A 22,031-nucleotide genomic window follows, 5' to 3' on the forward strand; every position below is an offset into this window, starting at 1 on the left:
AGCCAGTAAGAGGGTTCTCCTCCCTTTTTTTAAAAAGCCTCAAGCAATGAGTGAAACAAAGGGAACCGTTGTCAAACCTTTTATTCACTTTAAAGCGTAATCCAAAAAACCTTTCTTCTAAAATGCCTTAATAGACAAGAATCCTAGATTTTCCGTCTATTAAGGTATTATAATTGTGGTAGCATATAGTAGAGAAAAAGAAGAGTAGGTGGAGTTATGAAACAAGTGTTGAGATGGTTTGCTTTAATTACTGTTGCATTAGGTTTGACGGCATGTGGTGGGGACGAGGTTGAGACAATTAAAATCGCTTTTTATTCAGGTTTATCCCATGATTTGGCTGATGATATAGAAGTGATGGTAGGAAATGGCTTGGGTGAAATGGTAGAGGAACCGACCATAGAACTACATCCAGGAATGTATGAGAGACTAATAGTGGATTTAGCTACCCATGAAGGGGATCTTTTGATACTAAGAGAAGAACTCATGTCAATGGCATTTGATTCAGAGGGTCTAATTCCTTTAGATGCCGCGATTGATGAGGCATTTTTTTCTCAAATTTCATCCCGTTATAAGGATGTGAATGAGGAAACAGGAGAGCAGCATGTGTATGCGATTCCATTAGAGAATGACTCCTTATTCCTACGTGAGTTAGGAGTGGAACTTGAAGAGCCTTTAATTGCCATAGTTCCTATATTTAGTGATTACTATGATGAGGCTATCGAAGTCATTGCCCACTTGGCACAAAAGGAGGAGTAACCACAATGGAAATGGGAGGATTGATGGGAGGCTTCTACAGGGTCAGTGTGTGGGTTGCGCGTTTTGCGTACATTAATATACTATGGATTGTATTTACCCTTATGGGGCTTATTGTCTTAGGATTTATGCCTGCTACGGTAGCAATGTTTTCGATAATGAGAAAATGGGTGACAGGTCATCACGATATCCCCGTTTTCCAAACATTTTGGATTCACTATAAATCTGAGTTTCTTAAATCAAATATTATTGGTTTGTTTGTTATTTTATTAGGAATCATTCTTTATATTAATTTCATGTTTGCGCAAGTGCCTGGTACGGTTATGATGGTGATTCGTTATGTGCTTCTTTTTGTAAGCGTACTTTATATTGTAATGGTTCTTTATCTCTTTCCAACGTATTGTACATTTGAATTAAAAATTCCTGTTTTGTTGAAAACAGCACTTCTGCTAGGTTTGGCTTATCCTCAATTTACGATTTTAATGGTAGTTGGGGTACTGCTTATTCAAACTTTACTTATGTATGTCCCAGGGTTAATTCCATTCTTTGCAGCAAGTTTTTTAAGTTACACTCTCATGTGGATTGCACAAAGAGTCTTTAACAGAGTTAAGAAAAAAGAAGAAATGCTTCAACAAAGTTAGCAATTAGCTATAGGCAATGCTTAAGGGGTATTACAAAAAGGTTTTTCACCTTTTGTAATACCTTTTTCCCTATTCGCTGAATAAAGAAGTTTAAAGTGGTGAAAATATTATAGAAAGGGATATTATGTATAAAATGGTAGGAGTGAGTGATTTGAGCAAAAACGAAAAAGACTTGTACATACGCCCCAAGGCAGCCACTGAAGAAGAGATGTTAACGAACCGACAAGGTCACCCTGTCACAAACAACCATAATGTTCGTACAGTGGGGAATCGTGGCCCAATAACCCTTGAAAATTATGATTATTTAGAAAAGATTAGTCACTTTGACCGCGAACGAATTCCTGAGCGGGTCGTTCATGCACGCGGTGCTGGGGCGCATGGTTATTTTGAGGCGTATGGTACTGCAGGAGATGAGCCAATTTCTAAATATACAAGAGCTAATTTATTCCAAGAAAAGGGTAAAAAAACACCTGTCTTTGTACGTTTTTCAAGTGTTGTTCATGGCGGTCATTCCCCCGAAACATTACGTGATCCTCGAGGTTTTGCAGTAAAGTTTTATACAGAGGATGGAAACTGGGACTTGGTTGGTAATAACCTGAAAATCTTCTTCATCCGTGACCCTTTAAAGTTTCCGGATTTGGTCCATGCGTTTAAGCCTGACCCACTAACGAATGTTCAAGATGGAGAACGAATATTTGATTTTATCTCCCAAACGCCAGAAGCCATGCATATGATTACCTTTTTATTTTCACCATGGGGTATCCCAGCAAACTATCGTCAGATGCAGGGTTCTGGTGTTAATACATATAAATGGGTGAATAAAGAAGGAACGGGTGTCCTAGTAAAATACCACTGGGAACCAAAACAAGGAATCCGCAATTTGAAACAGGATGAAGCGGAGCAGGTCCAAGCGAAAAATTTTAACCATGCAACTCAGGATTTGTATGAAGCTATCGAAAAAGGTGACTTTCCAGAGTGGGAGCTATTCGTACAGATACTAAGTGATGATGAGCACCCGGAGCTAGATTTTGATCCATTAGACCCTACAAAGTTATGGTATAAAGAAGATTTTCCATGGGTACCAGTAGGCAAGATGGTACTTAATAAAAATCCTGAAGATTATTTTGCTGAAGTAGAGCAGGTTGCATTTGGAACAGGTGTTATAGTTGATGGATTAGATTTTTCTGATGATAAACTTCTTCAAGGAAGAACCTTCTCTTATTCTGATACGCAACGTCACCGAGTTGGCACAAATTATTTGCAATTACCAATTAATTCTCCAAAAAAACATGTGGCAACAAATCAACGTGGTGGACAAATGGAGTATCGTGTTGATAAAGGCAAGAGTCAGAATCCCCATGTGAATTATGAACCCTCTGTATTAGGTGGGTTAAAAGAATCCAAAAACGATGGGATCGAGCATACACCGAGAATTGAAGGAAACCTTGTAAGAGAAACGATCGATCGCCGTAATGATTATGGACAAGCTGGAAAAACGTATAGACGATTTTCAGAGTGGGAGAAGGACGAACTAATTAAGAATCTTGTTACTACTTTAAAACCATGTGTTCAAGAAATCCAAAATCAAATGGTAAATCATTTGATCCAATGTGATAAAGATTATGGAACGAGACTGAAAGATGGCTTAGAGAAGGCGCGGGACAAGATGTCGTCTCGAAATTCAATCGGCGGAAATGATGCTGATGAAGCTGTAAATCAAGCTGAACAAATGAGCCATCCTTCCGATCCTTATTGAGATAAAGGGTTTGCTCTAAATTAACAGTTTATATTAAATACTACTTGATAATTATTATAATTAGAGGTATACTAAGTATAGATTTTAAAAGGAGCGTGAAGACTTGACGAATTTAAAACAAACGTTAAATACTCAATTAGCAAATTGGAATGTTATTAATACGAAGCTACACAATTACCATTGGTATGTAACAGGTCCGGATTTTTTTACATTACACGCAAAATTTGAGGAGTATTATACACAAGCTGCAACATATATTGATGAGATTGCAGAGCGAATTTTAACTATTAAGGAAAAGCCGGTTGCAACACTTAAAGAGTATTTAGAGGTTGCAACGATTAAGGAAGCTAGCAATACGGAGGAACCTCGAGATATGGTCGCTACGATTGCAAAGGACTTTGAACAAATTATCAATGAATCATCTACATTAATCGAATTAGCTACAAAGGCAGATGATGAATCAACTGCTGATATGTTTATTCAAATTAAAACTTCGTTAGAGCAGCATGTTTGGATGTTAAATGCATATCTAGGGTAAGGGCGGTGACATAAGGGCGGTGACACGAGTGATTATGATGCTCGTGTCCTTTTTTTACTTCTAAGAAAGGTGCTGCGCAGCCTTTCTTAGAAGTAAAAAAGTGATAAATAGTTTGAAGTGATTCAAGGAACCTAATTGAGTGATACAAAGAAGAGCAATGGCTCCGCACACTGCGCGTCCTCTACAAGAAAAGCATTTGTAGAGGACTTAAAACCTGGCAGTGGCTCCACACATTGCATAAGAAAGGCTGCTGCGCAGCCTTTCTTATGTTTAACTTTGACTTTTAAAAGGGAATTAAATAATAAACAAGAATTAATAAAGATGAGAAGGATTATGAAAGGGGAACGAAGATGAATATGCTTATTAATGGTAAATGGGTAGGGAGTGATTTGCCTTCTATTGATGTTGTAAATCCAGCAACAGGTGAGCTAGTAGGCACGATCCCAAATGGCCAGAGTGATGAAGCGAAGGGCGCTGTGGACGCTGCACAAGAAGCCTTCGTGAGTTGGTCGTCGAAAACGGCAGGAGAAAGAAGTACAGTGCTCATGGATTGGTTTAAGCTGATTCAAGAGCATCAGAACGAGATTGCGACGATTATGACGAAGGAGCAGGGTAAGCCGTTTAATGAGGCTTTAGGTGAGGTAGCTTATGCAAATTCGTTTATTCAATGGTATGCAGAGGAAGGAAAACGTGTATACGGGGAGACGATTCCTGCTTCCGTTCCTAATAAACGTCTTTTTGTTCAAAAGCAACCAGTGGGTGTCATTGCTGCAATAACACCATGGAATTTCCCTGCGGCAATGATTACGAGAAAGGTGGCACCCGCTTTGGCAGTTGGTTGTACTGCCGTCATTAAACCTGCTGAACAAACGCCGCTAACTGCTTTAAAGTTAGCTGAATTAGCGGTAGAAGCAGGAATGCCACAAGGTGTGTTAAACGTAGTTACAGGAGATGCAAAAACAATTGCTGATGTATGGCAAAAGGATGAAAGAGTCCGTAAACTGACATTTACAGGGTCAACAGAAGTAGGGAAGCTACTGATGAGCGGCGCGGCACAAACAGTAAAAAAAATCTCTCTTGAATTAGGAGGGCACGCTCCTTTTATTATTATGGATGATGCGGATTTAGATGTTGCGGTTACTCAAGTGATTGGTTCCAAGTTTAGAAATGCTGGGCAAACCTGTGTCTGTGCAAATCGAATTTATGTGGCAACAGAAATTAAAGAAGACTTCTTGCAGAAATTTGAGGAAGCGGTTAGGCAATTAAAAGTAGGGAATGGACTGGAGGAAGGCATCGAAATTGGACCTCTAATTGATGAGTCTGCTGTAAAGAAGGTTAGAACTCATATCGAAGATGCTACAGCACAAGGCGCCAAAGTGCGCACAGGTGGTAAGGTACGAGAGGGACAATTCTTTGAGCCGACGATTATTGAAAATGTAACGGAAGATATGCTATGTATGAAAGAAGAAACCTTTGGACCGGTGGCGCCAGTCTCCACCTTCGACACGGAAGAAGAAGTTATTCAACGAGCAAATAATACACCATACGGATTAGCTGCCTATGTCATTACCCGCGATATTGGTCGAGCCATACGTATAAGTGAAAAACTAGAATATGGTATCGTGGGCATTAATGATGGTCTACCTTCTGTTCCTCAAGCTCCGTTCGGCGGCTGGAAGGAAAGTGGGATTGGTAGAGAAGGTGGGCATTATGGCTTGGATGAGTTTTTAGAAGTCAAATATATATCAGTCGCTTTTTAAGAGGTTTCATGTTTCAACGTTTAAGAACCAGTGAGTTAACTCACTGGTTCTTTCATTAGATGGAGAAAGCGGTAGGATAATAATAAGCCAACCAAATACAAAACTAAAGCAAAATAAGCGGGGAGTAGATGGATGTAGCTGGTATATCCGATGGCGTAGTGGATGGCTAGTCCTGAGATAAAGGCTGGAATTCCTCCGAATAAGTAAGCCCACCAAACCCACTTTTGACCTTGGTGAAATCCCCATAAAGATATCATTAAAACGAGTAAGCCAACACTGAGTAAAGCACTACCGAAACCAGCACGGTCATGAGCGATCACAGGAATGAGCTGCTGATTAAAAGTGTCTAGTGTTTCGGGGGGCATACACAAATAGAAAAGATCGGTTGCCACAAAAACATGGGTTATGCCGATGTATGAGATGATGATACCACCCAAAATAAATGAGAATCCCAAGAGGACAAAAGCGAACTGTCCATATAATGCCTGTTTCCACACCATGTGATTATTGCGATTGGCTGACTTTGGGGTACCTTTTAAGTGGCGTGTTTTTAGAAAGCCGTGAAGATAAAATGGAGCCAAAATAAGCCAAAAAATAAGGTGTAACCAGTCAAAATAACCAAAACCAATAAATAGCAGAATGCCAAGAAAGCCAATGATTGCTGCTATATCTATGGCGTTTTTGGCCCAGAGTAATTGTGAGCGAATACCATACCTTGCTAAATACATATAGAGTATAGCACCTGAAATCATGGTTCCGGCTAATGTTACTCGGTCATGAGCCATAAAATAAAGTATTCGCTCATTAAACAGGGCCAATGAGGCGCGATCCATTTGCAAAAAAAGCTCATCATAGGGAAGAATAATTGTTGTCATACTTACACTTAAAGCAATGAGCCCACCAATTAACATAAGAAACCCAAACAACCAATAAGAAAACCAACCATATGCAGGCGGAGTTGAGGCTAAGTGACTTGAACTTAGCTGTGCTTCTTTAATTCGTTTAACAAGACCTGGCCCAGTGTGAACATAGCCACCTGATAGCATGACTAAATTAGCACCAGCTTCAAATAATTTAAGTGCGTCTATTGGTTCGACGATTTCTCCTACGCTAATAATGGGAAGAGAGAGGTTTTGTTTTTGAATCAACTCAAGTGCGTGAAGATGAGTTTCAATGTTAGTAGACGCAGATTCATCTAAAACTAATCCTGAAATAAAAGAAGGGATGGTACCCAGTAAATATTCATCAACCTTATTTGTAGGAATAGCTAAGTATATTGGTTTTGTTTTTTGGAAATCAAATGCCTCTAGTTTATCTATCATGTCATATTCGATAATAAACAAGTCACTATATGAAGAGAGAGAATGGATCATTTCCACAATTTCATTCTTTTCTCCTCTAAGGCGAATGATAAGAGGCTGATTACATTCTAATAACTTAAGCTTTTGAAGGGTCGCTTCTAGTCCAATTGATTCCATCTTGCTAGGAAACGTTATCTTCCCGTCTGCTCTACTAGGTTTAACTCCTACTTCTGGTTGTTTCGTGACAGGACCAATCTCTAAAAAACCAAATCCTAGGTTCGAGAAAGCTTTTGTTCCTGATAATAAGGGATCAATTTTTCCCGAGAGTCCAATTGAGTTTCGATAGGTTATTAATTGAATTTCCTTTTTTAATAGTGGAGAAGATTCTTCTCTACCAAGAAAGTTGATTAGCTCTTTTCCGAACGGAATAGATGCGATATGATTCATTCTACGATGAATAAATTCTCGGGAATGATATGGTGACAGTTTTGATAAAAGTGGCTTAAATACAACATGATAAGACCAATCTGGCATGGGTTCACCTCTTGTTATAGAACTAGTCTTACGTTAAAGTAGTAAGGAATTGGAACTACCTAAAAACTCCTTATTCTGTATAAACTGAATAAGATGCATCTCCACCATGAATTTGTGTGAACATCTTCGCCACAGCTGCAACAAGCTGATTTGCTTCCGCTTCGGACATTGAAGGTCGAAGATAAAGAACATGAAGGGCACTAGTTGTAGTAGGATGAACACATGAACGAGTGGAGTCAACAATAGGTGAACCAAATGGACCTGATGAATCAGCCGTTACTATTTTACCCGTAAGCGTATTAATACGACCGTTTACTCCATCATACGTTTCGTTTTCCTCTCCTAACCGAAGAGTGATATCACCACTCAGTGAATCTAAGTCATAAATCCCCATTGGAATTTCATATTGAAGGGAAAAAAATGTATTCAAATCAACTGCTGAGTGGACGAGTGGAAGTGGTTCTCCCTTTTTTATTCTACGATAAAGGGCTTCAGCTGAAGGTCGATATTTTGATGGGGAAATATTCAATTTTTTAAACGTTTCCCTCCATTCAGTAATTCCTTTATAATCAGTTATGTCTTTGCTTTCTAACTCTACTTTTAATGTTTCTTGAAAAAACTGTAATCGGCCTTTTAACATTTGTGGTGAATCGCCAATCACGATATGATGATAAGTAATTAGTCCAATTTTTAGAGTTGGGACAAGTGATGAAATATTTTTACCAATATGGAAGTCAGCCAAAGAGCTTCACTCTCCTTACAATAGATATTAATTTAGTTTAGCATATTTGAAAGAAAAATTAGAAGAAAGGTGATGGGCCATGATACTCGCCCAATTTAAAAAGGAACTCATTGCATATAGTAAGACTATCGGGGTAGATAAAATTGGTTTCGCTTCTGCAGATCCCTTTTTGCAGTTGAAAGATCGATTATTATTGCAACAAGATTTAGGCTATCAATCAGGGTTTGAGGAACCTGATATAAAAAAGCGTGTTTTCCCGAAAAAAAACCTAGAGGAAGCAAGGTCGATTATTTCGATTGCATTAGCGTATCCCTCAAAAATGAAAAAACCGCCCAAAAGTACAAAAGAAGATAGAAGGGGAATCTTTTGCCGAGCATCATGGGGAAAGGATTACCATGATGTCTTACGTGAAAAGCTTCATTTGCTTGAGCAGTTTGTTAGGGAGCGTGCACCTGAGGCAAAAACAGTTTCAATGGTCGATACGGGTCAATTATCTGACCGGGCCGTTGCTGAAAGAGCTGGAATAGGTTGGAGCGGAAAAAATTGTGCAATCATAACCCCGGAATTCGGGAGTTATGTTTATTTAGGGGAAATCATTACGACTCTCTCATTTGAGCCGGACGAACCGATAACAGAACAATGCGGAACGTGTAATAAATGTGTGGATGCGTGTCCAACTGATGCCCTTATACAAGGAGGGCAGTTAGATTCCCAAAAATGTATTGCTTTTTTAACACAAACAAAAGGGTTCTTACCAGAACGGTATCGGAATAAGTTAGGAAATCGCTTATATGGCTGTGATACATGTCAACAGGTATGCCCGGAAAACAAAGGAAAAGACTTCCATATTCATCCTGATATGGAACCTGACCCAGAAATCGCTAAACCAAAGCTTATTCCGCTCTTAACGATAAGTAATCGTGATTTCAAAAAAAAGTTTGGTCATATTTCAGGTTCCTGGCGTGGTAAAAAGCCGATTCAACGAAATGCGATTATTGCACTTGCTCACTTCAAAGATAAGAATGCATTACCCCATTTAGTTAAGGTGTTGAAAGAAGATCCACGTCCTGTTATTCGGGGAACAGCAGCATGGGCAATAGGTAAAATTGGAAGTGAATTAGAGGAATCTTTTCTGATAGCTGCCAAAGAAGGGGAAAAGGATGATGAGGTTCTCCAAGAGATAGAATCAGGATTAAAAATGCTTGAAAATAAAGAATAGACAACTGGTAAAGTTCGTATTGTAATGTAAGAAGATGAAAAAGACTGGACAATTGGAAGGAAGGGTTTACATGACAGCGCAAGTGACCTTTTTTGTTGATGAAATGGATAGTCCTCTTGGTACTCTTACAATCGTTGCCACGGATCGTGGTGTATGTCATATTCATTTTGGCTCATTGGATAAATGTACGGTTACGTTAAAAGCAAGGTTGAAGAAACAAGGAATGAAAGGGGAACTAGTACGTTGCGATCAAACAGTAAGCCTAGTTAAAGACCAACTTACAGATTATTTTAATGGCCACCGTGTTGCTTTTGATTTGCCAATGGACTTATATGGAACAGCATTTCAGAAAAAAGTCTGGAACGCGCTCCGGGATATAGGCTATGGTGAAACACGCTCTTATAAACAAATTGCTCAAGAGATTGGTGCACCTAAGGCAGTTAGAGCTATTGGAGGGGCCAATAACCAAAATCCTCTTCCAATTATCGTTCCTTGTCATCGTGTTATAGGAAGCAATGGAGCGATGGTCGGTTACGGTGGTGGAGTCGACAAAAAAGAACTTCTTCTATGTTTAGAAGGGGCAATTGAAAAGATATCGTAAACAAAAACCTCTAGTTCTACTGGAGGTTTTTCCTATGATTAGAAGTTGGTGAATTGCGACAGGGTGACGTTTAAAAGAAAAGGTTGAGTTTTAGCATTATTTGGGTTGTTATCATTTTTGTCAAGCACTCAATCATATGATCCTTAGACGGTAGGAAGGGAGGAAAAGCGTGTCTACTAAGTCAATTAAACAAATTCATGAGCTTGTTAAACAACGGAATGAAGCATTTATTGGAGAACGAAACGTTTATTACTGTAGAGAGAATGAGCGCGAATGCCTTGACAGAAAGCGATCTTCACTAGGAAAGAGAGGGGCTGAAATTGTTAAGTCTAAAGTGAATGGAGAAGTTATTCGTTCTCAGAAATTTGAAAAGACAACGAAAATTGACTATGTTATTCACTATGAACAATTGATTCGTTTGCAAGAGAAGCTGTACCTTGAAGAGCAAATTCAACATCGACGCGCAACCTTTTATGGCGGAGAACTAAAGGATGATGTAGAGTTAACAAATGCAGAAGCTGTTAAAGAAGAGGTGGTAAAGACGAATCTGTGGATAGAGTCAGAGTCTAATCAAAAGAGAGAAAATCTTTCACGCTCCAGTTATAATCCACGAGAAGCTGTCCGTTATGCTGAACGGTGGTGGAATGATTACAATCCCAACTACAAACGTTTTACAGATAATTGTACGAATTTCATCTCTCAATGCCTCCGGGCGGGTGGGGGTACGATGAATGGTTATCCGAATCGTTCAAAAGGGTGGTGGTATCAGACAAATAATTGGAGCTTTAGCTGGTCTGTGGCTCATTCAATGAGATGGTACTTAAGTGGGTCACAGCAGGGATTAAGAGGAGAGGAACGATCGAATGTGACTGAGCTTCAGCCAGGGGATGTCATTTGTTATGACTTTAATGGAGATGGTAGATGGCAGCATACGACCATCGTAGTAGCAAAGGATGAAAATGGAGAGCCATTGGTAAATGCACAAACAACGAATAGCAGAATGCGTTATTGGAAATACGAAGATTCTACAGCGTGGACACCGAATATTAAATATAAATTCTTCCATATTGTTAATAAATAGGCTTAACTTATTTATAGAAACATCCTTATTTTATGTACAGGTATTACAGGAAAATGTTCTAGTAGAAGGTACAGATGGTAAAAGACTTACTCACAGTATAAATTAACGGATGTCTTCCTTAGAGCTTGTCGACGTATCAAAGCCGGCAAGCTCATCTTAATAGACAAAGAAAGGTAGAAGAAGCGTAACTTTTATTTGAAATCTATTTTTGCTTAGTCCTGTTGTTTTCGAAATAACCATAAAAGATGCTATAATGAAAAATAGTTTTACTGATAAGAAATAGAGGTGCAAAAAAGTGGGATTACATATTGTTCTATATCAACCGGAAATTCCAGCAAATACGGGGAACATTGCAAGAACTTGTGCAGGTACGGATACATCGCTTCATCTAATTCGCCCATTAGGATTTTCAACAGATGATAAGATGTTGAAACGAGCAGGGTGTGATTATTGGCCAAACGTAAAAATAAATTATTATGATTCTGTGGACGAGCTGTTTCACACGTTTCCAGACGGGGAATTTTATTTTATTGAAACAGTAGGAACAAAAAATTATAGTGAGTTTGACTATAGTGATGAAAAAAAGGATCATTTCTTTGTATTCGGTCGTGAAACAACTGGGCTACCGGAGGATTTAATTAGTCAACATGTCGAACGCTGTTTTAGAATTCCACAAACGGATAAGGTTCGGTCCTTAAATGTTTCAAACACAGCAGCGATTATTATCTATGAGGCGATTCGCCAGCAAGGATTCAAAGGTTTAAGTTAAAAAAACGACCCTTCTCTTAGAGAAAGGTCGTTTTTTTATTAGTTCTTGTGAGGATTGTCGTCATAGCCTGCTGTAAAGATAGAAGCAAGGAATGTTACACAAACCCCAAGGATAATAATTGTACCCATTTAGAAGAGCCTCCTTGTGACACTACAATCTTACTGTTTATTATAAATCAAAAACAAACAGATTGAAATCAAAAGCAAAGAAATTTTGGTGACAAGCTCATGTCATTTTCTTTTAGTTGAACGATTCAGCAATTATGATTCACTTTAGAATTACGTTATACTTTAATTAGAACAAAGTAGAGGAGGAAGTCATATGTACGTAGTAATGAATGAATTGCACGTTCCTAAGCAAGCGAAGGAGCATCTTGGGGGAAGATTTGGCAGTGCCGCTGATAATATGAAAAAGGTACCAGGTTGTTTAGAATTTATGTTTTTAAATAACGAAAACGAAGAAGGTAAACAAGTTGTTTTCACTAGATGGAAAACGAAAGAGGATTATGAAAATTGGTTACATAGTGACGCATTTAAGCGAGCCCATCAAGAAAAACGTGAATCTAAGGAAAAAGGTCCAACTACATCTAGCGAACTAAATGCCTATACTGTACTTCATCATTCAAAACCAACAGACCAGTAAGGTTTTAACTTGGCATAGTAAAGAAAAGAAGGAATCACCTACTTATTGTGATTCCTTCTTTTTCAATATGTGTTTGATTAGGTAGGATTGAACAAATTATTTACTTGCTAATTTCGGAGAACCTCTGTAAAATCATAAAGATTGTGGATTATTTAATCCAAGACAGGAGCACTTTATGATGTCGAATCGGTATATTACCAGCCATTTTCCGCTTATAGCGATATTACTATTTAGCTTGGCTTTTGCGCTATACTCACAAGTTTTCTTACTAGAACAGCTAGTAAATGTTGGCTTATATGAAGGAATGCGTGAATTCTTTTCAGAAAATGGCATTAAACTCACATTACTATTTCTATTGATGCTCTTCTACTTTATGATTTTTTCGGCGTTAAAGTTAATTGCTGACACGACCGTCGAGCTTTCGATGCTGTTCTTTTCTAAAGATGTAGAAGGGAATGAATTAAATAAAGTAAGGTCAGGTTCGTGGATTTATTTGATAGCAAGCGTACTTTCCATACTTTTATCTCAAGAAATAATTATTCTCTGTATGATTTTTATCTTAGCAAGTATCGTTTATTTTACTTACTTTGTTTATAAAGTAAGCGAGTCCCTACTGCTTCAGGGTTTAATTGGTCTAGTTTTCTTTCATACGATTTTTTGGTGTACGTTTATTCTAGCTATTATCTTTGCTGTCGTGAAGCTCTATAATAGTTTAATCGCAAGTCTTCCATTATAAAAAAAGAAGTCCGTTGACGTTTGAGGTCACTGAAAAAGGTATGATACCTTTTTCAGTGGCCACTTAACGTTTAGGCTATTTTTAATGTCATTATTTAAGAATATCTTTCCAAATTAGCAAATGTGGACTTTGAGAGTATATAGTGGATAAACTTGCTGGAGTATCCTTTCCAACCCAAACGCCTGCTGTATATCGGTCAGTTAAACCTACAAACCAGATATCGTTATAATCATTGGTCGTCCCTGTTTTTCCACCTGAATATGAAGTGTTAATTTGTGCTTTTTGACCCGTCCCACTTGTCACAACGTCAGAGAGAAGCTGACGCATCTTGTCATTGGTTCCTTGCGACCAAATAGGAACTGCTTTCGTATCCCATGTATATAGGAGTGTCCCATCTTGTGCTTTTACCTTACGAATGGCATAGGATGGAATAAAGTTTCCTTGATAAGCGAAAGTGGTAAACGCACGAGTGAGCTCGAGTGGTGACATTCCGTGTGTAAAACCTCCAAGCGCTGCCGGTAAATTATAATCTTTCGCTGAAATTCTACTAAACGGAAACTTTTCAAGATATGAAAAGGCTGTTTCAACACCAACCCGCTCTAGAATACGGACAGCCGGAGTATTGTACGAATTCTTAAAGGCAGTAGAAAGCGAAACTGTTCCATACTGACCACCTCCGAAATTTTTAGGACAATACGTTCCATTGCAAAAGTGATTAGCATTTATCGTACTATGAAGTGGGATTTCCATCTCTTCAAAATACGGTGCGTAAACAAGTAAAGGCTTAATTGTTGATCCAGGTTGACGGAAGCTTTGAAAGCCCCGATGAAAATCAAATTTATTATAGTTTCTACCGCCTGTAATGGCGACGATTTCCGCACTTTGGTGATCAATGACTACCCCAGAACCTTGGATATCGCCTTGTAAATGTCGATCAAATGCAGCAACTGCATTCGTTTGTAATGCTGGATTTAAGGCTGTTTCAATTTGAATTCCTTGTTCAAGCAAATCTTGCACACGTTGGTTAAGTTTATCACGTATGGCTTGAGATGCTTCCTCTGACCCAGCTTGTGAGAGTTGTAAAGAAAACCCTTCAGCCTGCGAAATGAGTTCAATTAATTCGTAATGAACATATGTCACATAGTCAGGAAATTGATCAGTTCGTTTTTGAACATTTAGATTAATTTGTTGCAATAAGGCATCCTGATGCTGCTCAGAAGTAATGGACGATGCCTCAAGCATTTTATCCAAAATCCATTCTTGTCGGAGTTTGGTTTTCTCAGGGTATTTTAACGGATCATAATGTGACGGGTTATTTGGAATCGCGCTTAAGAAAGCGACCTCAGCTAAAGTTAAATCCTTACTACTTTTGCTGAAATAAAATTGGCTAGCAGCCTCAAAACCATAAATGCGGTTTTGAAAAAAAATAGTATTTAAATAAAGTTCAATAATTTCTTCTTTACTATATCGTTTTTCAATTTCATGAGCATACAATAGCTCACTCATTTTTCGGTTATATGTTTGTGCATGTCCTAAGAAGAGATTCCGTACGAGTTGCTGAGTCATCGTACTGGCCCCTTCTTCAATATTACCATGTTGAGCATTTGAAAAGAGCGCTCGAGCAATTCCAATACTATCATAGCCCTTGTGTTCATAAAAGCGTTTATCTTCAGTTGAAATAAAGGCATCTATGACCAATTTAGGGATGTCATCATAAGGTAAGTAAATGCGGTTTGTATCGCGAAAAATCGTAGAAATGAGTTTTCCATTCTGATCGAATATTGAACTATTCGTAGATAGAGCAATCTCATCCAATTCGACTTGACCATCTAAAACCTGTGAAAGGCTTTGTACATCATGAACCTCGGCCGTTACCTCTAGCAGTAAAACAGAAAAACCAATAAATAATAAGATAATTATGAGCCAGCCTGTACTAGCTTTTACCATTTCATCAACTCTTTCTATTCCTACGTTCAAGCTTTATTGTACCACTTTTAAAGGAGTTTGAAATGTTCTGTCATGGTTTTCGTTCATTATTAATAAGAATAAGAAAGCATGTTTTATAGGGCAATTAGTGGAAATCAAAAAATGAGGTGCATGTTCAGGCTAGCTTATGCATATGTTTAACTAATCTCGCGCTTGATCACGAGAATGGAGGCACGCCACATGGATATTTTAAAAAAGATTGAACAATTTAGAGACGAAGAAGAGAGTTTAAAGTGGGAAGGTACATTTCAGGACTACTTAGATTTACTGAAGGAGAAGCCACATGTCGCGCAGACGGCTCACTCTCGGGTGTATAATATGATAAACGATGCAGGAGTTGAGGAAGAAAACGGTACGAAAAAATATTCTTTTTTCAGTGAACAAATTTATGGATTAGAAGAATCAATTGAAAAGTTAGTAGAAGAATATTTTCACTCCTCAGCAAAGAGGTTGGATGTGCGCAAGCGTATCTTGTTATTAATGGGACCGGTAAGTGGAGGGAAATCGACGCTTGTTACGATGCTAAAGCGGGGATTAGAACAATATTCTCGTACGGACGCAGGGGCAATTTATGCTATTAAAGGCTGCCCTATGCATGAGGATCCACTACACTTAATTCCTCAGCATTTAAGAAGAGATTTTTACGAGGAATATGGAATTAAAATTGAAGGAAATCTTTCCCCACTAAATATGATGAGACTTGAAGAAGAATATGGCGGTCATATTGAAGAGGTGGTTGTTGAACGAATATTCTTCTCAGAGGATAAGCGTACAGGAATCGGAACCTTTAGTCCTTCTGATCCTAAATCACAAGACATCGCTGACTTAACTGGGAGCATTGATTTCTCCACTATTGCAGAGTACGGATCGGAATCAGACCCGAGGGCTTATCGGTTTGACGGGGAATTGAACAAAGCAAATCGAGGAATGATGGAATTTCAAGAAATGCTTAAATGTGATGAAAAGTTCTTATGGCATTTATTATCGCTAACGCAAGAAGGGAATTTTAAAGCAGGACGCTTTGCGCTCATTAGTGCGGATGAACTTATTGTTGCTCATACAAATGAATCCGAGTATAAAACGTTTATTTCTAATAAAAAGAATGAAGCCCTTCACTCACGGATTATTGTCATGAAAATTCCTTATAATTTAAAGGTTAGTGAAGAAGAACGTATTTACAAGAAAATGATTCAAGATAGTGATCTATCAGATGTCCATGTGGCACCACATGCTTTAAAAGTGGCTGCCATCTTTACGATTTTAACTAGACTAGAGGATCCAAAAAAGCAGGGAATTGATTTAGTTAAAAAAATGCGCTTATACGATGGAGAAAGTGTAGAAGGTTTTAATGCTCAGGATTTGGAAGAGCTGAAAACAGAATACCCGGATGAAGGCATGAAAGGCATTGATCCTCGGTATGTCATCAACCGGATATCTTCAGCGATTATAAGGAAGCAATTAACATCGATAAATGCTCTGGACGTACTTCGTTCGATTAAAGAAGGGCTAAATGAGCATGCTTCTATTTCTCAGGATGATAAAGAGCGGTATATGGATTTCATTGGAGTTGCTCGTAAAGAATACGACACAATAGCAAAAAAAGAAGTTCAAAAAGCGTTTGTCTACTCTTATGATGAATCAGCAAAAACATTGATGGATAACTATCTTGATAATGTTGAAGCCTATTGTAATAAAAATAAGCTTCGTGATCCTTTAACTGGTGAAGAAATGACACCAGATGAAAAATTGATGCGATCAATTGAGGAACAAATTGGTATTTCAGAAAATGCAAAAAAGGCTTTTCGAGAAGAAATCCTCATACGTATATCTGCCTATGCACGCAAAGGAAAGAAATTTGATTACAATTCTCACGAGCGTTTGCGTGAAGCTATTCAAAAGAAGCTCTTTGCGGATTTGAAAGATATAGTCAAAATAACAACCTCTGTGAAAACACCAGATGAGTCACAATTGAAAAAAGTAAATGAGGTTATCGCTCGATTAATAGATGAGCATGGCTACAATTCAACCTCGGCAAACGAATTGCTTCGCTATGTCGGCAGCCTACTAAACCGTTAATGTGAAGAAGGGGACAGTCGCCTGAATTAGGGACTGTCTTTTTTTTATCGCATTCTTGTCGCCGGTTAAAATAAATGTTAGATTATAGAAAAGATTTAGTATGGGGGACATGCCAGTGGAAACAAAGAAAAATGAATGGTTAGAATGGTTAAAAGCAATCATTATTGCCCTCGTATTAGCGATTATTATTCGAACGTTTATTTTTGCTAGTTATGAAGTACAAGGTGAATCAATGATGCCAAATGCACAAGATGGGGAACGTTTTATCGTAAATAAAGTTGGGTATGGGATTTCCGCTCCAGATAGATTTGATATGATTGTTTTTCATGCGACAGAGGAAGATGATTATATTAAACGAGTCATTGGGCTACCGGGAGACTTAATTCGTTATGAAGATGATGTTCTTTATATTAATAATGAACCTATTGAAGAACCGTTTCTTGAAGAGCGCCGAGCTAGATATGAACAAGGTTTTTATACGAAGAATTTTATTTGTCCGGAAGTGGTTCCGCCAAATCATGTTTTTGTTATGGGAGATAATCGCGCCAATAGCCTTGATAGCCGCAGAATCGGATTTATAAGTAATGAGCAAATTGTTGGTAAGGTTGACTTAAGATTTTGGCCTATTAAAGAGGTAGGGCTAGTCCACTAAGAACGTACATTTCCTATTGAAATGTACGTTTTTTTCTACTTTTCTAAGGTCAGAGAGGAATTGGAAGAAAGCTTGTCCGACGAAAAGGAACCAATTTGTCAGAATTTATTAGCAACTCTTCTTCCTGTTTGCATAAGATAGAGTAAGCTATCTCATTTGACACTTCTATTTTTTTATAAAACAAATGACTCGAAACCATTTTATGCACTATCTAGTCAAAATGTGAATCGCACATTTATTTTTTTAATGATAAAAAGTTTGTGCTGTGTTTAAAAGCAGAGAGCAATAGCTTCACTTCATTGCTTCTAAGCGAAGTATGTTAGCGAAGGTATGTATAGGAAGAATGTTCAAAAAAATAGGGAGGGATAACAGTGGAAAAAAACAAACAAAATTTTGTCGTGTCGCATGAGAATTGGACCCTCCACCGCAAGGGTTTCCAAGATCAACGTCGTCACCAAGAAAAAGTACAAGAAGCGATAAAAAAGAATCTCCCAGACCTTGTTAGTGAAGAGAATATTGTCATGTCCAATGGCCGGGATGTTATTAAAATTCCAATTAGGTCCCTAGATGAATATAAAATTAGATATAATTATGATAAAAATAAGCATGTGGGTCAAGGAAAGGGAGATAGTAAAGTAGGAGATGTCGTTGCACGTGATCCTAATGCACAGCGTCAGCAACAACAAGGACCTGGAAAGGGGCAAGGAGCTGGGGACCAGGCGGGTAATGATTATACAGAGGCTGAAATTTCAATCTTGGAGCTTCAAGAAATGCTGTTTCGTGAACTAGAGTTACCTAATCTACAAAAGAAGGAGCAAGATGAAATTGTTATCGAGGACATTGCCTTTAACGACATTCGTAAAAAAGGGTTAATGGGAAACATTGACAAGCGTCGGACGATTTTATCAGCGATTAAACGAAATGCTTTAGAAGGAAGACCGGGACTCATCCCCATATATAATGATGACCTTAGGTTTAAAACATGGAACGAGGTCGTTCGTCCTGAATCAAAGGCAGTCGTGCTAGCGATGATGGATACAAGTGGATCTATGGGGCGCTGGGAAAAGTATATGGCAAGGAGCTTCTTTTTCTGGATGACCCGTTTTCTCCGCAGTAAATACGAAACGGTCGATATAGAATTTATTGCGCATCATACGGAAGCGAAAGTCGTTTCTGAGGAAGACTTTTTCTCCAAAGGGGAAAGTGGGGGAACAATTTGTTCATCAGCTTACCGAAAAGCTCTCGAAATGATTGAGAAAAACTATGATCCGAAACGCTACAATATATATCCCTTTCATTTTTCTGATGGTGATAATCTCACATCCGATAACGCGCGTTGCTTGAAACTAGTCGAGAAACTGATGGAAGTCTCAAGCATGTTTGGGTATGGGGAAGTGAATCAGTACAGCCGCCACTCCACACTTATGTCCGCATATAAAAATATTACCGATCCCCGTTTCCGTCATTACATCCTTAAGGAAAAGGGCGATGTGTATCATGCGATGAAGACGTTTTTTAAGAAAGAGGAAGAAAGTATAATTGTGTAGCCAAAGTGGCCGCTTACGTTAAAGAAGCAGTACTATTTTTCACGGTACTGCTTTTTTTGTGTGCGTTGTAACAACGTAAGCGTCAAATGATCCCCACCTATGAGCTGGATGGGGATTCATGTATGATTTATTTACTTTTCAGGACGCGACACTGGTTCGGAAGCTCCTTCGATCAAGGGGCCAGCTGGTCTAATTTGAGCTAGAGTTATAAAGGACCAGCAATAGATGCGGTGAATTTAAAACGTTTACTCAATGTTCCGATTACAAAACAGAGTGTTTATTTATTTGGAAATTCTTTATCAACTGTAGCTAGAGCAGATCCGATGACCTGATGCATGTCAAAATACTTATAATTAGCTAGTCTACCGCCAAAAATCACATTTTTTTCATTATCAGCTAAAGCTTTGTATTTTCTATAAATTTCATTATTCTTACTATCATTAATTGGATAATAGGGTTCATCACCTGGCTTCCACTCGCTAGGGTATTCTTCTGTAATAATGGTCTTATCTTGCGTACCAAATTCAAAATGTTTATGCTCGATAATTCGTGTGTATGGAGTATCTTTGTCTGTATAGTTGACCACTGCATTCCCTTGGTAATTATCTGTTTCAGCCAATACCTTTGTTTCAAAGCGCAGGCTTCTATAATCAAGTACACCGAATGTATAACTGAAATATTGGTCAATCATACCTGTATAAACAACTTTGTTTGCTAACCCTTCTAATTCCCTACGTAGTTCAAAAAAATCAACATTTAGCTTTATATCAATACCTTCTAACATTTTTTCAATGATACTCGTATAACCGCCAATTGGAATTCCCTGGTAGCGGTCATTAAAGTAATTATTATCATAGGTAAATCGAACGGGTAGCCTTTTAATTATAAAAGCAGGTAATTCTTTAGCAGGTCTCCCCCATTGTTTTTCGGTGTACCCCTTAATTAATTTTTCGAAAATATCTGTTCCTATTAGGGAGATGGCTTGTTCCTCAAGATTTTTAGGTTCTGTAACACCGGCTTCTTTTTTTTGGTGTTCGATTTTCGCTTTGGCTTCATCAGGAGTGACAACACCCCACAATTTATTAAATGTGTTCATATTAAAAGGGAGGTTATATATTTCTCCTTTATAGTTTGCAATTGGCGAGTTGGTATATCGATTAAACTCAGCAAATCCATTGACGTATTCCCAGATTTTTTGATCGTTAGTGTGAAAAATATGGGCGCCATATTTATGAACGTTAATACCTTCAATCTGTTCTGTATAAACATTCCCTCCAATATGATCTCTTTTATCAACAACTAAACACTTTTTTCCTCTTTTGTTTGCTTCATAGGCAAATACTGATCCAAATAAACCAGCTCCTACTATTAGATAATCGTACATGTAAACTCTCCTTAATTGCTGTATTATCTAAAATAAATTTCCCTAATTTCAACAAAGATAAATAGGGATGGAAGGATTATAACAAAGGAAATCAAATAAATAAAGATTAGGAAAAAGTCATTAATGTTATGAGTTATTAGTACTATCAAGCGATAGAGTTAATTGCAATTTGACTTAATAAAGTGCTATACTAAGCTTTAAAACTGATTTACAATGTAGAGCGAATACAAAAAAGGTGAAATTATGAATATAGAGGCACTGCAACTTTTTAATAAGGTGTATCAGATGAATAGTATCAACTCTGCGGCTAAAGAACTATTTATTACCCCCCAAGGTCTTAGCAAGACGATTAAACAACTTGAATTGGAATTAGAGACTGAGTTATTTGATCGTGGTCCTAGAGGAATGGTGGCAACAGAGGCAGGAGAATTGCTGTATGCAAGAGCTCAGCATATCGTTTATCTGATGGAAGATCTAAAAAAAGAAATTAGTATTATTAGCGGTAGTAAAGGAACGTTAGATGTTGTAGTCACATATTCATCAACAGCTGTGATACCCATTGAACTTTTGTATGATTTTTCTAAGGATTATCCTGATATCCAAATTAAGATTAGGGAATTACCAGATGATTCTTATCTTAATCAAATATTTCAAGAGGAAGTAGATATTGGATTAGTAACGGATTATGAAGATATTGAAAACTGTGAACATGAATTAATTGTTCTAGGAGAAGCTGTAGCTGTTGTCTCGGAAAATCATCGTTTGGCCGATAGAGACGAAATTTCGATTGATCATCTTAAGGAAGAGCCTTTAGTTGTCAAATCTGTTGGCAAGGGGAAGGACCACAGTTTTGTTGACATGTGTTTAGATAAAGGCTTTACACCAAATGTGGTACATGAATTTGGCAGTATTTTATCAGCTCACAGATTATGCGAATTGAATGGGTTTGTAGCCATATCAGTTGATTTCGTTGAAGCTACCTTGAAAAAAAATAATTTAAAGGTCATTAGATTAGCAGAGAAAATCCCACAAAATATCTACTTAGTTTCCCGAAAAAGGGGTATTCAATCGAAGGCTATTTTATTATTTAAAAGCTATATTAAAGATAAAACAGAGAATAAGTAAGTCGATTTGATGTGCTAAAAAGCCCGTTGAATCGACTTTTTTCGTGGCGGCAAACTAAAAGTTACTACCCCTAAACTTTTGGTTTATAGTGCAATCGACAAATGTGAAGTAAGTTTAATGTGTAATCATAAACCGTTTTCAATTTTTCTTTCCAGATTGTTAGCGCTTTACTTGATGAAGGAGGGGAG

Annotated in this window: 19 protein-coding genes; 15 read left to right on the forward strand and 4 right to left on the reverse strand. The window is 37.9% G+C overall.

Annotation, left to right across the window (positions count from 1 at the left end; genetic code table 11):
• The first annotated feature begins 216 nt into the window (after positions 1–216).
• From CEF19_RS13175 to CEF19_RS13195, 5 genes are all read left to right on the forward strand, one after another.
• Positions 217–756 carry a lipoprotein gene (locus CEF19_RS13175; protein WP_100406468.1) on the forward strand — a complete coding sequence of 180 codons (540 nt, stop codon included), beginning with the start codon at positions 217–219 and terminating at the stop codon, positions 754–756.
• Positions 757–761: 5 nt separating this feature from the next.
• Positions 762–1,394, forward strand: a complete 633-nt coding sequence (locus tag CEF19_RS13180) for a YesL family protein (RefSeq protein WP_100406469.1) — start codon at positions 762–764, stop codon at positions 1,392–1,394.
• 208 nt (positions 1,395–1,602) lie between these two features.
• The gene (locus CEF19_RS13185) at positions 1,603–3,150 is read left to right on the forward strand and encodes a catalase (RefSeq protein ID WP_227522096.1); all 1,548 of its coding nucleotides are present in this window, start codon (positions 1,603–1,605) and stop codon (positions 3,148–3,150) included.
• Positions 3,151–3,253: 103 nt separating this feature from the next.
• Positions 3,254–3,688 carry a Dps family protein gene (locus tag CEF19_RS13190; protein ID WP_100406471.1) on the forward strand — a complete coding sequence of 145 codons (435 nt, stop codon included), beginning with the start codon at positions 3,254–3,256 and terminating at the stop codon, positions 3,686–3,688.
• Between the two features lie 356 nt (positions 3,689–4,044).
• Positions 4,045–5,448: an NAD-dependent succinate-semialdehyde dehydrogenase gene (locus CEF19_RS13195; RefSeq protein WP_157801080.1), complete on the forward strand. Its 1,404-nt coding sequence runs from the start codon at positions 4,045–4,047 to the stop codon at positions 5,446–5,448.
• A gap of 35 nt (positions 5,449–5,483) precedes the next feature.
• Here the strand turns inward: CEF19_RS13195 and CEF19_RS13200 are convergent, their stop codons facing one another.
• Both CEF19_RS13200 and CEF19_RS13205 read right to left on the reverse strand, forming a co-directional pair.
• A complete protein-coding gene (locus tag CEF19_RS13200) occupies positions 5,484–7,283 on the reverse strand; it encodes a beta/alpha barrel domain-containing protein (RefSeq protein ID WP_100406473.1) in 1,800 nt (599 codons plus the stop codon).
• Positions 7,284–7,353: 70 nt separating this feature from the next.
• Entirely contained in the window at positions 7,354–8,025 is a 672-nt protein-coding gene (locus CEF19_RS13205) for a B3/B4 domain-containing protein (protein WP_227521983.1), read from the reverse strand.
• 79 nt (positions 8,026–8,104) lie between these two features.
• Between CEF19_RS13205 and queG the strand changes: the two genes are divergently transcribed.
• The 6 genes from queG (at position 8,105) to CEF19_RS13235 (ending at position 13,073) form a co-directional block, all read left to right on the forward strand.
• Entirely contained in the window at positions 8,105–9,244 is a 1,140-nt protein-coding gene (gene queG / locus CEF19_RS13210) for a tRNA epoxyqueuosine(34) reductase QueG (RefSeq protein ID WP_100406474.1), read from the forward strand.
• A gap of 70 nt (positions 9,245–9,314) precedes the next feature.
• Positions 9,315–9,845 carry a methylated-DNA--[protein]-cysteine S-methyltransferase gene (locus tag CEF19_RS13215; RefSeq protein WP_100406475.1) on the forward strand — a complete coding sequence of 177 codons (531 nt, stop codon included), beginning with the start codon at positions 9,315–9,317 and terminating at the stop codon, positions 9,843–9,845.
• 169 nt (positions 9,846–10,014) lie between these two features.
• Positions 10,015–10,926 carry an amidase domain-containing protein gene (locus CEF19_RS13220; RefSeq protein ID WP_100406476.1) on the forward strand — a complete coding sequence of 304 codons (912 nt, stop codon included), beginning with the start codon at positions 10,015–10,017 and terminating at the stop codon, positions 10,924–10,926.
• Between the two features lie 295 nt (positions 10,927–11,221).
• Positions 11,222–11,695, forward strand: a complete 474-nt coding sequence (gene trmL / locus CEF19_RS13225) for a tRNA (uridine(34)/cytosine(34)/5-carboxymethylaminomethyluridine(34)-2'-O)-methyltransferase TrmL (RefSeq protein ID WP_100406477.1) — start codon at positions 11,222–11,224, stop codon at positions 11,693–11,695.
• Positions 11,696–12,016: 321 nt separating this feature from the next.
• On the forward strand, positions 12,017–12,337 hold the full coding sequence (locus tag CEF19_RS13230) for an antibiotic biosynthesis monooxygenase family protein (protein WP_100406478.1): 321 nt from the start codon (positions 12,017–12,019) through the stop codon (positions 12,335–12,337).
• Between the two features lie 175 nt (positions 12,338–12,512).
• On the forward strand, positions 12,513–13,073 hold the full coding sequence (locus CEF19_RS13235; protein WP_319830075.1) for a DUF5366 family protein: 561 nt from the start codon (positions 12,513–12,515) through the stop codon (positions 13,071–13,073).
• A gap of 90 nt (positions 13,074–13,163) precedes the next feature.
• Here the strand turns inward: CEF19_RS13235 and CEF19_RS13240 are convergent, their stop codons facing one another.
• Positions 13,164–15,050 carry a transglycosylase domain-containing protein gene (locus CEF19_RS13240; protein WP_227521984.1) on the reverse strand — a complete coding sequence of 629 codons (1,887 nt, stop codon included), beginning with the start codon at positions 15,048–15,050 and terminating at the stop codon, positions 13,164–13,166.
• A 189-nt stretch (positions 15,051–15,239) separates the two neighbouring features.
• On the opposite strand from CEF19_RS13240, the gene CEF19_RS13245 reads away from it, so the two are divergent.
• From CEF19_RS13245 to yhbH, 3 genes are all read left to right on the forward strand, one after another.
• Positions 15,240–17,135: a PrkA family serine protein kinase gene (locus CEF19_RS13245; RefSeq protein ID WP_100406481.1), complete on the forward strand. Its 1,896-nt coding sequence runs from the start codon at positions 15,240–15,242 to the stop codon at positions 17,133–17,135.
• A 109-nt stretch (positions 17,136–17,244) separates the two neighbouring features.
• A complete protein-coding gene (lepB, locus tag CEF19_RS13250; protein ID WP_157800961.1) occupies positions 17,245–17,787 on the forward strand; it encodes a signal peptidase I in 543 nt (180 codons plus the stop codon).
• Between the two features lie 371 nt (positions 17,788–18,158).
• Positions 18,159–19,334, forward strand: coding sequence for a sporulation protein YhbH (yhbH, locus tag CEF19_RS13255; protein WP_100406483.1), 1,176 nt, complete (start codon positions 18,159–18,161; stop codon positions 19,332–19,334).
• A gap of 277 nt (positions 19,335–19,611) precedes the next feature.
• On the opposite strand, the gene glf is transcribed toward yhbH, so the two are convergent.
• Positions 19,612–20,718: a UDP-galactopyranose mutase gene (gene glf, locus CEF19_RS13260; RefSeq protein ID WP_100406484.1), complete on the reverse strand. Its 1,107-nt coding sequence runs from the start codon at positions 20,716–20,718 to the stop codon at positions 19,612–19,614.
• A gap of 243 nt (positions 20,719–20,961) precedes the next feature.
• On the opposite strand from glf, the gene CEF19_RS13265 reads away from it, so the two are divergent.
• Positions 20,962–21,843 carry a LysR family transcriptional regulator gene (locus CEF19_RS13265; RefSeq protein ID WP_100406485.1) on the forward strand — a complete coding sequence of 294 codons (882 nt, stop codon included), beginning with the start codon at positions 20,962–20,964 and terminating at the stop codon, positions 21,841–21,843.
• Positions 21,844–22,031: the final 188 nt, after the last annotated feature.

Origin of the sequence: Bacillus solitudinis (assembly GCF_002797395.1) — a bacterium.
Lineage (GTDB): Bacteria > Bacillota > Bacilli > Bacillales > Bacillaceae_D > Halalkalibacter_A > Halalkalibacter_A solitudinis.